This window comes from Pontibacter oryzae (assembly GCF_003576375.1).
Classification (GTDB): Bacteria; Bacteroidota; Bacteroidia; order Cytophagales; family Hymenobacteraceae; genus Pontibacter; species Pontibacter oryzae.
On the sequence record NZ_QWGE01000001.1, the window covers coordinates 98814 to 111760 of the forward strand.

The 12947-nt window shown below is 51.3% G+C and carries 11 protein-coding genes; 5 read left to right on the top strand and 6 right to left on the bottom strand.

Annotation, left to right across the window (positions count from 1 at the left end):
* Nucleotides 1–1248, bottom strand: a complete 1248-nt coding sequence (gene hutI, locus D1627_RS00385) for an imidazolonepropionase (protein WP_119430249.1) — start codon at nucleotides 1246–1248, stop codon at nucleotides 1–3.
* Nucleotides 1249–1287: 39 nt separating this feature from the next.
* On the bottom strand, nucleotides 1288–2991 hold the full coding sequence (hutU, locus tag D1627_RS00390) for a urocanate hydratase (RefSeq protein WP_119430250.1): 1704 nt from the start codon (nucleotides 2989–2991) through the stop codon (nucleotides 1288–1290).
* 103 nt (nucleotides 2992–3094) lie between these two features.
* On the opposite strand from hutU, the gene D1627_RS00395 reads away from it, so the two are divergent.
* The gene (locus D1627_RS00395; RefSeq protein ID WP_119430251.1) at nucleotides 3095–3718 is read left to right on the top strand and encodes a class I SAM-dependent methyltransferase; all 624 of its coding nucleotides are present in this window, start codon (nucleotides 3095–3097) and stop codon (nucleotides 3716–3718) included.
* A gap of 65 nt (nucleotides 3719–3783) precedes the next feature.
* Here the strand turns inward: D1627_RS00395 and D1627_RS00400 are convergent, their stop codons facing one another.
* Together D1627_RS00400 and D1627_RS00405 are read right to left on the bottom strand one after the other, a co-directional pair.
* Complete coding sequence (locus tag D1627_RS00400) at nucleotides 3784–4824, bottom strand: NAD(P)-dependent alcohol dehydrogenase (RefSeq protein ID WP_119430252.1); 1041 nt, start codon at nucleotides 4822–4824, stop codon at nucleotides 3784–3786.
* Nucleotides 4825–4926: 102 nt separating this feature from the next.
* Nucleotides 4927–5409, bottom strand: a complete 483-nt coding sequence (locus tag D1627_RS00405; RefSeq protein WP_119430253.1) for a c-type cytochrome — start codon at nucleotides 5407–5409, stop codon at nucleotides 4927–4929.
* Between the two features lie 248 nt (nucleotides 5410–5657).
* Here D1627_RS00405 and D1627_RS00410 point away from each other — a divergent pair, with 248 nt between their 5' ends.
* From D1627_RS00410 to D1627_RS00425, 4 genes are all read left to right on the top strand, one after another.
* Nucleotides 5658–8054 carry a zinc-dependent metalloprotease gene (locus D1627_RS00410; protein WP_233555455.1) on the top strand — a complete coding sequence of 799 codons (2397 nt, stop codon included), beginning with the start codon at nucleotides 5658–5660 and terminating at the stop codon, nucleotides 8052–8054.
* A 198-nt stretch (nucleotides 8055–8252) separates the two neighbouring features.
* Nucleotides 8253–8699, top strand: a complete 447-nt coding sequence (locus tag D1627_RS00415; protein WP_119430255.1) for a DUF1622 domain-containing protein — start codon at nucleotides 8253–8255, stop codon at nucleotides 8697–8699.
* Between the two features lie 100 nt (nucleotides 8700–8799).
* Nucleotides 8800–9780 carry a 23S rRNA pseudouridine(2604) synthase RluF gene (rluF, locus tag D1627_RS00420; RefSeq protein WP_119430256.1) on the top strand — a complete coding sequence of 327 codons (981 nt, stop codon included), beginning with the start codon at nucleotides 8800–8802 and terminating at the stop codon, nucleotides 9778–9780.
* A 128-nt stretch (nucleotides 9781–9908) separates the two neighbouring features.
* On the top strand, nucleotides 9909–10919 hold the full coding sequence (locus tag D1627_RS00425; RefSeq protein WP_119430257.1) for a S4 domain-containing protein: 1011 nt from the start codon (nucleotides 9909–9911) through the stop codon (nucleotides 10917–10919).
* Between the two features lie 60 nt (nucleotides 10920–10979).
* Here D1627_RS00425 and D1627_RS00430 read toward each other — a convergent pair whose 3' ends face one another.
* A complete protein-coding gene (locus D1627_RS00430) occupies nucleotides 10980–11441 on the bottom strand; it encodes an SRPBCC family protein (RefSeq protein ID WP_119430258.1) in 462 nt (153 codons plus the stop codon).
* Nucleotides 11442–11986: 545 nt separating this feature from the next.
* Nucleotides 11987–12841 (bottom strand): pirin family protein, encoded by an 855-nt coding sequence (locus tag D1627_RS00435; RefSeq protein WP_119430259.1) that lies wholly within the window; start codon nucleotides 12839–12841, stop codon nucleotides 11987–11989.
* Between the last annotated feature and the right edge of the window lie 106 nt (nucleotides 12842–12947).

Consider the following 12947-nt stretch of genomic DNA (forward strand, 5'->3'; position numbering starts at 1 on the left):
TTAAATGCGCCGCCCTTTTTTCCAGATGTGTGCTGGTTTCAGCTTGCCCTGAAAGTATAGTATATCGCGGTGGTTATCGGTGGCAAAGGCAACCATGTCGGCTTGCTGGCCTTTCGCAAGTATACCCCTATCAGAGAGATTTAGTGCATAAGCCGCCCGAACTGTGATGGCTGCCAGCGTTTCTGCCGTAGTAAGTTTTTCGGCTGCGCCAAGTACGGCTGCCTGTACAAGCAAATCGCCCATGGGAGCAGAACCGGGGTTCCAGTCTGTAGCAATGGCCAGGCAAAGCCCTCCATCCAGCATTTTGCGCGCCGGTGCATAATGCATGCCTAGCCCTAACGAGGCACCTGGCAGCACAGTGGCTACAACACCTGCTTCTTTCAGCAGTGCAATCTCTTCCTCGCTGCTGGCCTCCAGGTGGTCTGCACTTACAGCGCCTGCCTCGGCGGCTACTTTGCTGCCGCTGGTGCTAAACTGGTCGGCGTGCACCGTCAGGTCAAAGCCCATTTCCTTGGCAGCCAACAAGTATTCCAGTGCCTCACCCTCTTTATATGCGGTTTCTTCCACAAAAATATCAACCCTACGCGCCAAGTCCTGCTCCAGCACCTGAGGCAACAGCTTGGTAACTACTTCCTCAAGGTATATTTTCGCTTCCGCATGCTCGGGTGGCACCATATGCGCCGCCAGGCAGGTTGGCACCAAATCCAGCGGGTGATGCTTGTTTACAAGTTTAATGGCCTCGAGCATTTTTAGCTCATCTTCCACATTCAGGCCATAGCCGCTTTTTACCTCACAGGTGGTAACGCCCTCCTTCAGGTGGCGGTCGCAGCGCTTACGGAGCAGGTCAACGAGTTCTACCAGCGTTGCCTCACGGGTTTTACGCACGCTATCCAGGATGCCCCCACCATTTCGTGCAATCTCCAGGTATGATTTGCCCGCAACGCGCATGGCATAGTCATTTGCACGGTTACCAGCAAAGCAGATATGCGTGTGGGCGTCTATCAGACCTGGCAGCAACACTAGTGGTTCATTTATAATTTCCAGATGATACTGCTGTTCCAGCGCCAGTTTATGCAATTTGTCGTACGCATCCACTTTTACAACTTCGGTACCATGAACCAGTATGCCCGCACGCTCTAGCACCTGCAGTTGCTCGTCCTGCACCGGTCCGGTTTTTGGCAAACCAGCCATTGTTAGTATTTGGCTGAAAGGGCCGATAAGCGTATACTTTGCGCTATCTTCTTTCATTGTTAAATCTCTTTTAAAGGTTTTTAAGGCTTGCTTATACTATAACTCCAGCCCGAACTCTCTGGCGTTTTCCTGGGCCGTTTCGTAGCCGGCATCAGCATGGCGGAAAATTCCTAGGGCCGGGTCGTTGTAGAGCACGCGGCGCAGGCAACGATCGGCACGCTCGGTGCCATCGGCAAGTATAACCATGCCTGCGTGCTGCGAGTAACCAATACCTACGCCACCCCCATGATGGAAGGATACCCAGGTGGCGCCGCCGGCTGTGTTAGCCATCAGGTTAAGTAACGGCCAATCGGAGATTGCGTCGGACCCGTCTTTCATGCCTTCTGTTTCCCGGTATGGGGAGGCCACAGAGCCGCAGTCGAGGTGGTCGCGGCCAATCACGATCGGGGCCTTTACCTTGCCCTCGCGCACCAGTTGGTTAAACAGCAGCCCGGCTTTCTCACGCTCGCCCATTCCAAGCCAGCAAATACGGCAAGGCAGCCCCTGGAAGGCAACTTTTTCATGTGCCTCATCCAACCACTTAATCATGTGTGTATTTTCCGGAAACAGTTCTTTCAGGGCTTCGTCGGTAACGCGAATGTCCTCTGGGTCGCCGGAAAGGGCTGCCCAGCGGAACGGGCCTTTGCCCTCGCAAAACAGCGGACGGATATATTCGGGCACAAAGCCCGGAATGTTGAAGGCATTTGCCTCACCACCCTGTTGGGCAAATTCGCGCAGGTTATTTCCATAGTCAAAGGTTTTACTGCCACGCTGCTGCAGCTCCAGCATAAAGCCCACGTGGCGTGCCATGCTTTTCAGTGATAGCTCTTTATATTTTGTCGGGTCCTGGTGGCGCAGTTCCTTGGCCTGCTCTAGCGTCAGACCATTCGGGACATAGCCGTTTAATGGATCATGTGCCGATGTTTGGTCAGTGAGGATGTCTGGGGTGATGTTATCTTCAATCAGTTTTCCGAGCACGTCGCCGATATCACCTACCAAGCCAACAGATAGTGCCTGTCCAGTTTTTTGGGCCTCCAGCACCCAGGCTTTGGCTTCCTCGTAATCGTGGGTCATTTTATCGATATAGCGGGTGTCGAGGCGCTTCTGGATGCGCGCGGGGTCTACGTCAACACCCAAAAAGGTGGCACCGGCCATCGTTGCCGCCAAAGGCTGCGCGCCACCCATACCGCCTAAACCGCCCGTTACAAGCAGCTTATGGCGCAGATCGCCCTTAAAATATTTATCGCCGCAGGCAGCAAAGGTTTCGTAAGTGCCCTGTAAAATACCTTGCGAGCCGATGTAAATCCAGCTGCCGGCCGTCATTTGGCCATACATAATAAGCCCGCGCTTGCGCAGGTCGTTAAAATACTCCCAAGTGGCCCAATGCGGCACCAGGTTTGAGTTGGCAATGAGTACGCGTGGCGCTTCGGCGTGGGTACGCACCTTGCCCACCGGCTTCCCCGACTGCACCAGCAGACTCTCATCCTCCTCCAGTTCCAGCAGCACTTCAATTATTTTGCGGGCATCCTCTGGGGTTCTTGCGGCCTGCCCCGTTCCGCCGTACACAACCAGATCGGCGGGTGCTTCGGCCACTTCATCGGTGAGGTTGTTCAGGAACATGCGGAGTGCAGCTTCGGCTTGCCAGTTTTTAGCGTGCAGCTCAGGACCTCGCGGCGGGATGTATGTAGGGTGGTTTGCGTACTTCTGGATAAACTCAGTTTTAGTTAGTTTTGATGTTGGGTTTGTTGTGGCGGAATTCATAGTTGATCGGTTTAAAGTAAGGTTATACCCAATTATCCGAAAATTTTAGCAGAAAGTATAGTTTCAGCATCATAAATTGCAACACACATACATTCAAAATCCTATGATACCAGCCCTGCAGAGCCTACCTGAGCTTTTCGGAAGCATAGACATTTATCTGTTCGACCAGTTGCTGAAAGGCCGTGTACGAGAAGGCATGAAACTACTTGATGCCGGCTGCGGCGAGGGCCGGAACATTGGTTACCTCCTGCAAGCTGGGGTAAAAGTATATGGCGCCGATGCCTCGGATGTAGCAATCCGTGAAGCCAGGCAAATGGCTGCAAAGTACGCCCCGGAAAAGTATAAAGAGCATTTTGCAGTTGCTGACCTTGCGGCACTGCCCTATCAGGCAGCAAATTTTGACGTGGTGATTTGCAGCGCAGTGCTGCATTTTGCCCGGAACGAAGCGCACTTCCGAAGCATGTTCCAAGAATTATGGCGCGTGTTGCAGCCTGGGGGCATGCTTTTTTGCCGGTTCAGCACCACCATAGGTATGGAAGGGAAATTGATTGCGATTGGACCAAGTTTGTATCAGATGCCCAATGGCCCGGTTTGGTTTCTTGCTGATGAACCCTTAGTGAGGGAGCTAGTTTATACTTTGGAGGCAGAAATGCTTGAGCCCCTGAAAACAGTGTTAGTAGAGGATAAACGAAGTATGACCACGCTGGTGCTGCGCAAAAACTCCTAAGGTAAGTATAAAAAAGAGCCCAAACCTGACTTCAGGTTTGGGCTCTTTTTTACTTGTGGTAAATCCTACAGCGTAGACATATCAATAACGAACCGGTATTTTACATCGCCCTTCTCCATACGCTCGTAGGCTTCGTTAATATAATCCATCGGTATCACCTCTACATCCGAAACAATGTTGTGCTCGGCGCAGTAATCCAGCATTTCCTGAGTTTCCTGTATACCTCCGATGAGGGAGCCCACCAGCCTGCGGCGTTTAAATAACAGGTTTGCTGCCATTACTTCGGCAGGTGCTGGCGGTGCACCCAGCAAAATCATGGTGCCATCACGTTTCAGCAAATTCAGGTACATGTTATAATCATGCGGCGCAGAAACCGTATCGATGATAAAGTCGAAAGTTTCGGCCAGCTCTTTCATGGTTTCCTCGTTCTTGGTGATGGCGAAGTTGTGCGCCCCCAGATCTCTGGCATCCTGCTCTTTACCAGGCGAGGTACTCAGCACCGTAACATCAGCACCGCGCGAGGCAGCAATTTTAACGGCCATATGGCCTAAGCCGCCTAAGCCAACAATGCCTACCCGGTGCCCCTGTCCTATTTTCCATTCCATAATCGGAGAATAGGTGGTAATACCCGCACATAGCAATGGCGCTACATGCGACAGTTCAAGGTTTTCGGGTACCTTTAAAGTATACTTCTCATCTACCACGATCTTATTGGAATACCCACCATAAGTCAGGCTGCCATCTTTATCGTAGCCATTGTAGGTCATCACGAGGTTGTTTTCGCAATACTGCTCTAGGCCGTCCTCGCAGCTGCGGCAGTGGCGGCAGGAGTCCACAAAGCAACCGATGCCGGCCAAATCACCCTCCTTAAACCGTGAAACGTGGCTGCCAACTTGCTTCACGCGCCCAACAATCTCATGGCCCGGTACCATCGGGTAAATGGAGTTGCCCCATTCGTTGCGCACCTGGTGCAGGTCCGAGTGGCACACGCCACAATAAAGTATGTCAATGAGCACATCCTTGGCGCCCACCTCGCGGCGCTCAAAACTAAAATCGCCTAAAGGCGCACTTGCCTCCTTCACGGCATATCCCTTGCTTTGTATCATAACTTGGTTTTAAAGGTTTGAATGCAAACAGCCGTGCTGGCTGCATGTTTAAAGCGGTGAAAAGACAAATTTCTCCATCTTCCGGCACGGATGATGCCGCTGCTATTTTTTTCGTAGTGATAAAATATACCTGGCCATAATGCGGGCATCTTCCTTCTCCAGGTCCGGGTGCGGCGTCATGGGCACCTGGCCCCAAACACCAGCCCCACCCTCTAGAATTTTCCCGGCCAGGTAGTCTACGTTTTTATCATTGAATTCATACTTTTGGGCTACATCCACATACGAGGGGCCAACGATTTTCTGCTTCTCCTGGTGGCACGAAAGGCAATCAGACATGGCAATTAGCTTTGCGCCTTGTTCATAGTTTTGCGCCTGTAATTGCTCTCCGGTTGCCGCTGCACTGTCGGTTAGTTCATTTACTGCGGCATCAGTACCAACCTTGGTTTGCTCTATGGGTGCAGCCGCTTCTTCGGTGGCTGCCGCGCGTTTGTCTGCGTCGTAATAATCCTCATACTCGGAATTACTGCTGCCGCCACAACTCACTAAAAACAGGCTACAGCCTAAGATTGTCAGTATATTTTTCATGTTTTATACTTTGTTACCTGATGAGATAGTCTATACGCTAAGTGCGCGCCTTAGTGTTAAAATTCTGCGAAAGGCCTCCGTCTGCACCAGCTTAAGCAAATGATTTTCATCTTTCTAGCACTTCCTGGAAGTATGTCAGCCAATAAATATAGAAAATGGCTATCTTACCTTTCCATCTTTATACGAACACCTTTTTCATGAAAACACTTTTGCTTAGAGGGCTTTGCCTCCTGCTGTTACTTACATGCATGGCAATCCACACTGCCCAGGCTCAAAAGCTGCCCAGTATTGCCTCCAAAACTGTTGGCATGCAAAAATACTTCGGCTTTTTTCCGTTTTACTATGATGATGAAACAGGTAAAATCTGGCTTGAAATTGATAAACTGAACCAGGAGTTCCTGTATGTGAACTCGCTGCCAGCCGGCCTGGGCTCTAACGACATCGGCCTGGACCGCGGACAACTGGGCGGCGAGCGCGTGGTATACTTCAGTAGGCAGGGCCCCAAAGTAATGCTGGTGCAGCCCAACCTGGCTTATCGTGCCACCACAAACAACCCCAACGAGCGCCGCGCCGTGGAGGAGTCTTTTGCACAATCCATACTTTGGGGTTTTAAAGCCGAAGCCGCAGACGGCAGCAAAGTGCTGGTAGACGCCACCGATTTCCTGCTCCGCGACGCCCACGATGTAACCGGAAGTATAAAACGCAGCAAGCAGGGAAGCTATAAACTCGATGCCAGCCGCTCGGCGTTATACTTGCCGCGCACCAAGAACTTTCCGCAGAACACTGAGTTTGAGGCCACGCTTACCTTTACCGGTGGCGAGGATGCCGGCCGCTTAGTGCGCGAGGTAGCCCCGGACGCGCAGGCACTCACGCTGCGGCAGCACCACTCCTTCATTCAACTGCCCGATAATAAGTATAAACCTCGCGAGGCCGACCCACGAGCCGGCTTCTTCGGTATTTCTTACCTGGATTATGCCACGCCGGTAGATGAGGATATTGATAAGCGTTTTATAGCGCGCCACAGGCTAGCGAAAAAGAACCCTTCAGCCAAAGTATCAGAAGCCGTTGAGCCCATCGTGTACTATGTTGACAATGGCGCACCGGAGCCTATCCGTTCGGCATTACTAGATGGCGCACGCTGGTGGAACCAGGCCTTTGAGGCGGCTGGGTATAAAGATGCTTTCCGGGTGGAGGTGCTGCCTGACTCTGCCGACCCGATGGATGTGCGCTACAACCTCATCCAGTGGGTGCACCGCAGCACACGCGGTTGGTCTTACGGTGCTTCAGTAGTTGATCCGCGCACCGGAGAGATTATCAAAGGGCATGTGTCTTTAGGTTCTTTACGTGTTCGCCAAGACTACATGATCGCCGAAGGTTTGCTTGCTCCTTATCAAAATGGTAAATCTGAAAACAAAGCCATGATGGACATGGCGCTGGCGCGCATCCGGCAGCTGTCGGCCCACGAGTTAGGCCATACGCTGGGTATCATGCACAACTATGCAGCCAACAACAACGCCTCAGTTATGGATTACCCGCACCCGCAAGCCAAGCTAGACCGCACCGGCAACATCGACCTGAGCCAGGCCTACGGTACCGAGATCGGAGCCTGGGATAAAACCGCCATCGCCTACGGCTACCAGGATTTCCCGGCCGGCACCGATGAGAAAAAGGCCTTGGATGAGATTCTGGCCAAAAGCCGCGCACAGGGCCTGCTGTTTATCTCGGACCGCGATGCCCGCTCCCCGGGCGGGGCACACCCGGTTGCACACCTCTGGGATAACGGGAAGGATGCCACTGATGAGCTACTGAATGTGCTCCGCATCCGTGAGAAAGCTTTAAAGAACTTTTCGGAGAACAACATTAAGCCAGGCACAGCCATGAGCACTTTGGAGGATGTTCTGGTGCCTGTTTACAATTACCACCGCTACCAAACGGAAGCTGTTGCCAAGCTTATTGGCGGCGTGAACTATACTTATGCCGTGCGCGGCGATGGCCAACTAACTACTGAAGTAGTACCCAAGCGAGAGCAACAGCAGGCGCTACAGGCCTTGCTGCGCACCTTATCACCGGAGGTGCTCACGCTGCCAGAAAATATCATCGCCCTTATCCCGCCACGCGCCCCAGGCCTTAAAAGCAGCCGCGAACTGTTCGAGAAACGCACCGGCCTTACTTTTGACCCATTGGCTGCCGCAGAAGCTTCCGCAGATTTTACACTATCATTCCTGTTGCACCCGGAACGTGCCTCCAGGCTGGTAGAACTGGGCGCCCGCGACAATAACCTCAGCCTGCAGGATGTGGTAAACCAACTGGTTGACAATACCTGGAAGGGGCAATACGAGAAAGGACTGCAGGAGCAGGTGCAGCTGCAAACCGAGCAGCTTGTACTGACACACCTGCTTAGCCTTGCCCATAACGAGGCTGCCTCGTACCAGGCACGCGCTGTAGCTACAGAAGCCCTAAAAGACCTAAAGGGATTCATCGCAAGCAAGCAGCGCTCCCTAAAGAAAGATTCCTACCAGGCCCACCTTACTTTTGCGCTGGCCCGCCTGAACCGCCCGGTTACGGAAGAGGTTAAACCAAGTCGCCCACTTGACCTGCCTCCCGGCTCCCCGATAGGCAGCGGGTATTTAATGCAATGTGACTAAAACTATTTAAACGAGTATAAAGCAAACCGCCCTGTCAGAAAATTCTGGCTGGGCGGTTTGCTTTTAAAGCTATAGAGATGAAGGTTAGCCATACTCTTGGTTATCTAATTCGGCTATACTTTAACCTTTGTATACATTTAGTTTGATGCCGCGTAAACAGGTGAGTTAAAATACTTTATTAACTCAACTCCACCATCGATGCAACTTTTATACTCCCTTCAGCAGACCATTTCTGAACCTGTGAACGAAGTGCCAGCAGAGGGTATAGAAGGAGCTGTGATAAATGCGGTGCAGTGGCTGAAATTAGGCGTTGAAACGATTGGGGCGCTTATTATTGGGTTGGGTGTAGTGATTGCCGTGTATTACTTTATCCGGGCCCTGATTCCGCCGCAGATGCATAGCTACAACAAAGTACGCCTGATATTGGCACGTTACCTGGCGCTGGCGCTGGAGTTTCAGCTGGGTGCCGATATACTTTCCACGGCCATCGCCCCGTCCTGGGACCAAATTGGTAAATTGGGCGCCATTGCTGTTATCAGAACCATGCTTAACTACTTCCTGACCCGCGAAATGGCCGAGGAGCGCGAAGCCACCGGAGAAGCCGACGACAGATCGCTGACCCCGGAGCCAGCCAAAGCCAAATAGCCCTAGGTGGTAAAATAGGTAAATCAGTGGCTTTCCTGTACTTTTGCCAAAAGATGTTTTGCACAAGTACGGCGTTTAGCGCCGTTAGTGCCTTTTGCCTATGGAACCGATCAGACTCAACAAATTTATAAGCGACTCCGGACTTTGCTCGCGCCGCGAAGCCGACAAGATGATAGAACATGGCCGCGTAATGGTGAACGGCAAGCGCCCGGAAGTAGGAGCCCGCATCACTGTAAAGGATAAGGTACGCGTAGACGGCAACTTACTGGCGGTAGACGCTGTGGAGCCGGTTTACCTGCTGCTCAACAAGCCGCCGGGCATCGAAACCACCACCGATACCTCGCAGCGCGACAACATCATCAGCTTTACAAACTACCCCGAGCGCATTTTCCCGGTTGGGCGCCTCGACAAGGATTCCGAAGGCCTGATTATACTTACCAACAACGGCGACATCGTAAACAAGATACTGCGGGCTGGTAACAAGCACGAGAAAGAATACGTGGTAACCGTGGATAAGCCCATTAATCAGGAGTTTGTGGAGCGCATGAGCAATGGCGTATCCATACTTGGGGTAAATACTAAAAAATGTAAGGTAACCCAGGAAGGCCCTAACCGCTTCCGGATCATACTTACACAAGGCATGAACCGCCAGATCAGGCGCATGTGCGAGGCACTGGGCTATGAGGTGCAAACGCTGCAGCGCACACGCATCATGCACCTCTCGCTGGCAAAAATCCCGCTTGGCCAGTGGCGCAGCATGACCGAAACCGAAATAGCGGAAATGATGCGCCTGGTAGAGCACTCCACCAAAACCGAGGAAGCATCTGGGAGTAAAAAGAAAACCACCGGCACGGATGCTTCCACCAAAAGCCAAAAACCAAAGGCGCGTTCTAACGCCGCATCAAGCAGACCGCCACGCACAGGTGGCGGCCCTAAAAGCGGAGGTAAAAGCAGCCCTGGCAGCAAACGCGATAAGCCCAAAACTAGCGGAAGTGCACGAGGCTCTCGTGGTGCCTCAAAAGGCAGCCCGAAAGGCGGCAGCAGCAAAGGCAAAAGCACCGGCGGAAGACGTGGACGCTAATCCTATTTGCCGCGCAAGTATAAAGGCAATAGGTAAACCAATCCTTTTGCCGTAATTTTGAGTTTTTAAATACAGGGTGCTGCCAGGTTTTCAACGTATAAATCGGTTGCTGCGCTCGCCACAACATCATGGAACCAAAGAGATTAAATAAATTTATCAGCGACACAGGCTTTTGCTCCCGACGCGAGGCCGACCGACTGATTGAGGAAGGCAGGGTAACTGTAAACGGTAAAGAGCCGGACGCGGGAACACGCGTTACACCTAAAGACAAAGTACGCATTGATGACCAGATGCTGACCGTGCGCGAAGAGGCTCCGGTATTCCTGGTGCTCAACAAGCCGTCTGGCATGTCGGCTACGGCAGATATGGGTGTGCGCGACAACGTGGTTCGTGCCATTAACTACCCGGCCACACTGCAACCCATCGGCCGCCTCGACCGCGACGACGAAGGCGTGCTGTTTTTGAGCAACGACAGCGACCTTGTTCGTAAACTAACCAAAGCTGATAGCCAGTTAGAAAAGGAATTGGTTGTAACTGTCAATAAACCGTTTACCCCCGAGTTTATATCGAAACTAAGCGAGGCCTGCGCCTCTTTTGAGGATGGCCATCCTAAAAAGGCCAACGTGCACAAAGAGTCTACCACCCGCTTCCGGATTATACTGGAACCAGGCATGAACCACGCCGTGAAGAAAGTATGCGAGTCGTTGGGCTATACGGTTACCTACTTGCAGCGCGTGCGCATACAGGACGTTACCCTCACTAAAATGCAGAAAGGCCACTGGCGCGCACTTACTGGTGGCGAGGTAAACGCACTGAAAGAAACTGCTAATGCCAAAGCGGGTAAAGCGCCTGTAAAACCCAAGTATGATGGTAAGGATGGCAGCTTCAAAAAGACATTCAGCAAAGATAAACCTGCGTTTGAGAAAGGCGGTACGAGAAAATCTACCAGACCAGCAGTTGCGGAGCAGCCAGGTACAGGCAAACGCATCGGCAAGTCGAGGCCGGCACCTGGGCCAGGTGCTGCAGCCGGAAAAGGCGCCAGAGGTGGTGCCCGTGGCGCGGGCAAAGGCAGCTCTGCCAGAGGGGGAGGCTTTAAAGGCGGGCCTAAAAAAGGTAGCACATCAGGTCGATCACGCTAAAACAGAGTATAAGTATAAACAAGAAGCCCCTGCAGCCAATAAACTGCAGGGGCTTCTTGTTTATACTTTACCCTCGAGCACTGCTTTTACTTGCTGCTCTTCCTCGGTTTGGTTAAGGGTTGAAATACCGGTTTCGCAGTAGATCTTAAGTATGGCTAAGTGCCTTGCCCAATGGAAATTACAGGTAGCGTAAATGTGGTCGGGGTTTGGGTAACCCATATGCTTAAAGTCAAGACAAGTAAAATCGCCTTTCGTTGTAATCTCAAAGGTCAGGTGCGTGTCCGTCCAAGGGTCATTCTTGTTAAGGCAGCGCCATTCCACAAAAGTAGGCGGCTGTAGCGCGAGTACCTCCATCAAATTTGTACCGTGGCCAGCCATCCTGAACTCATTTATAAATCCCTTTTCAGCCTTCACAGTGCAATCCTGAATCCACCATTTCGATAAACCATGCTGTGTTGTAACTGCTTCATAAACTGCCTCACGGCTTGCCTGTATAAGTACCTGATGATAAATAGTTGCCATACGGCTAAGATACTATTTTTTAACAAAACCTGCTGGCAGCTTGTGCAATATCAATAATCAACCCAGTCGCATTAAGGCACAAAGTTTTACAAGCGTAGATTGATGCAAGTATAACTCCTTAATAGCTAGGTTCAACTTTCAGTTACTCCTATAAATCCTAAGCCATGTCTCCCTGCCGCAATTTTTCAGCTGGTGGTTCTGCAGAAAAATACGTGCCCGGAACGCAATAGGCCTTGGTTTGTATCGTGAGATATAATTAATTATTAACGGCTTTTAGCTTAGTAGTTGCTATTTTTTGGCCTTCCAGGCCAGTTGGGCCGGAGACTCAACATCTATATTTAGGCACAAATCTGAGATGCACGCCAGGTTATCTTAGAAGAGATTTGATTTGTAGTAGTAACGCTTGGGTTATGACTGATATCGCCAAAAAATTTTACCTCAAATAATATTGATACTGAGGAATGGCTATGCTAATTAAAAAAGGCAAGCGATGGCCCCTAGTTAGCGCCACTGCTTACCTTTCTATTAATTCTCGATCTATACTTTTATCCTTCCCAACTGCCCATTTTACCTTGCTGATAATCGCGGAAAGCTTTCTGAATTTCCTGCTCGGTGTTCATCACAAATGGCCCGTGGGATACTACTGGCTCGTTGAACGGCAGGGCGTGTCCGAAGAGTATGTAGCTATTTTCCTGCGCCTCTACTTTTATTTCCTCGCCTTCGTTTTCAAATTCCACCAGGTTCAGTTTCTCTACTGTTTCGCCGTTTACTTTCACAGCGCCTCTCACCACGTAAAAGAAAATATTGCGCTCCTCGGCCACAGAGGTAGTAAAGCTGCCGCCAGCCTCTAACTCCGCGCTGGCCATGTGTATGTCGCTGAGCGATGGGATTGGCCCTTCGGTACCACGCCAATTGCCAGAGATCACATGTACCTTCACCTTGCCTGCTTCTTCGCTTACTACCGGAATCTGGTCTTTTTGCAGGCCAACATACTTAGGCTGCGTCATTTTATACTTGGCAGGCAGGTTAAACCAGAGCTGCAGGATTTCGAGCGGGCCTCCCTCCTTTTTAAATTTATCCGAAGAAAACTCAGCATGGATCAGGCCGCGCCCGGCTGTCATCCACTGCACGCCACCAGCCTCAATTATATCCTTACCACCGCTGGTATCCTGGTGCATAATATCGCCTTCAAGTATAAACGTGAGGGTTTCGAAGCCGCGGTGCGGGTGCGGACCAAACGGAAGCCCCCGGTTATTGGCTTTGTATACCTGTGGCCCATGATGGTTAAGGAACAGAAACGGGTCAATATATTCTACCTCGCGCGTGGGTATGGCTCGGTACGTGACCAGGTCATCCATAGGCGCGTAAGCTGCTTTGTATGTATTCTTGATCTTTCTCATAGGATTTTAAAGTTCAATGTACGTACATAAAACTCCAAAGCTGGCAACTTGTTTACAAGTACAGCATGGCATAAAACAGAAAGGGAACCCATCTAATGAAGGCTCC

What these genes read in the sequence shown, in the direction of transcription:
- D1627_RS00425 (WP_119430257.1), top strand. Translation starts at nt 9,909, where the DNA reads ATGGAACCAAAGAGATTAAATAAATTTATCAGCGACACAGGCTTTTGC.
- D1627_RS00435 (WP_119430259.1), bottom strand. Translation starts at nt 12,841, where the DNA reads ATGAGAAAGATCAAGAATACATACAAAGCAGCTTACGCGCCTATGGAT.
- D1627_RS00410 (WP_233555455.1), top strand. Translation starts at nt 5,658, where the DNA reads ATGGCAATCCACACTGCCCAGGCTCAAAAGCTGCCCAGTATTGCCTCC.
- hutU (WP_119430250.1), bottom strand. Translation starts at nt 2,991, where the DNA reads ATGAATTCCGCCACAACAAACCCAACATCAAAACTAACTAAAACTGAG.
- D1627_RS00400 (WP_119430252.1), bottom strand. Translation starts at nt 4,824, where the DNA reads ATGATACAAAGCAAGGGATATGCCGTGAAGGAGGCAAGTGCGCCTTTA.
- hutI (WP_119430249.1), bottom strand. Translation starts at nt 1,248, where the DNA reads ATGAAAGAAGATAGCGCAAAGTATACGCTTATCGGCCCTTTCAGCCAA.
- D1627_RS00395 (WP_119430251.1), top strand. Translation starts at nt 3,095, where the DNA reads ATGATACCAGCCCTGCAGAGCCTACCTGAGCTTTTCGGAAGCATAGAC.
- D1627_RS00405 (WP_119430253.1), bottom strand. Translation starts at nt 5,409, where the DNA reads ATGAAAAATATACTGACAATCTTAGGCTGTAGCCTGTTTTTAGTGAGT.
- D1627_RS00430 (WP_119430258.1), bottom strand. Translation starts at nt 11,441, where the DNA reads ATGGCAACTATTTATCATCAGGTACTTATACAGGCAAGCCGTGAGGCA.
- rluF (WP_119430256.1), top strand. Translation starts at nt 8,800, where the DNA reads ATGGAACCGATCAGACTCAACAAATTTATAAGCGACTCCGGACTTTGC.
- D1627_RS00415 (WP_119430255.1), top strand. Translation starts at nt 8,253, where the DNA reads ATGCAACTTTTATACTCCCTTCAGCAGACCATTTCTGAACCTGTGAAC.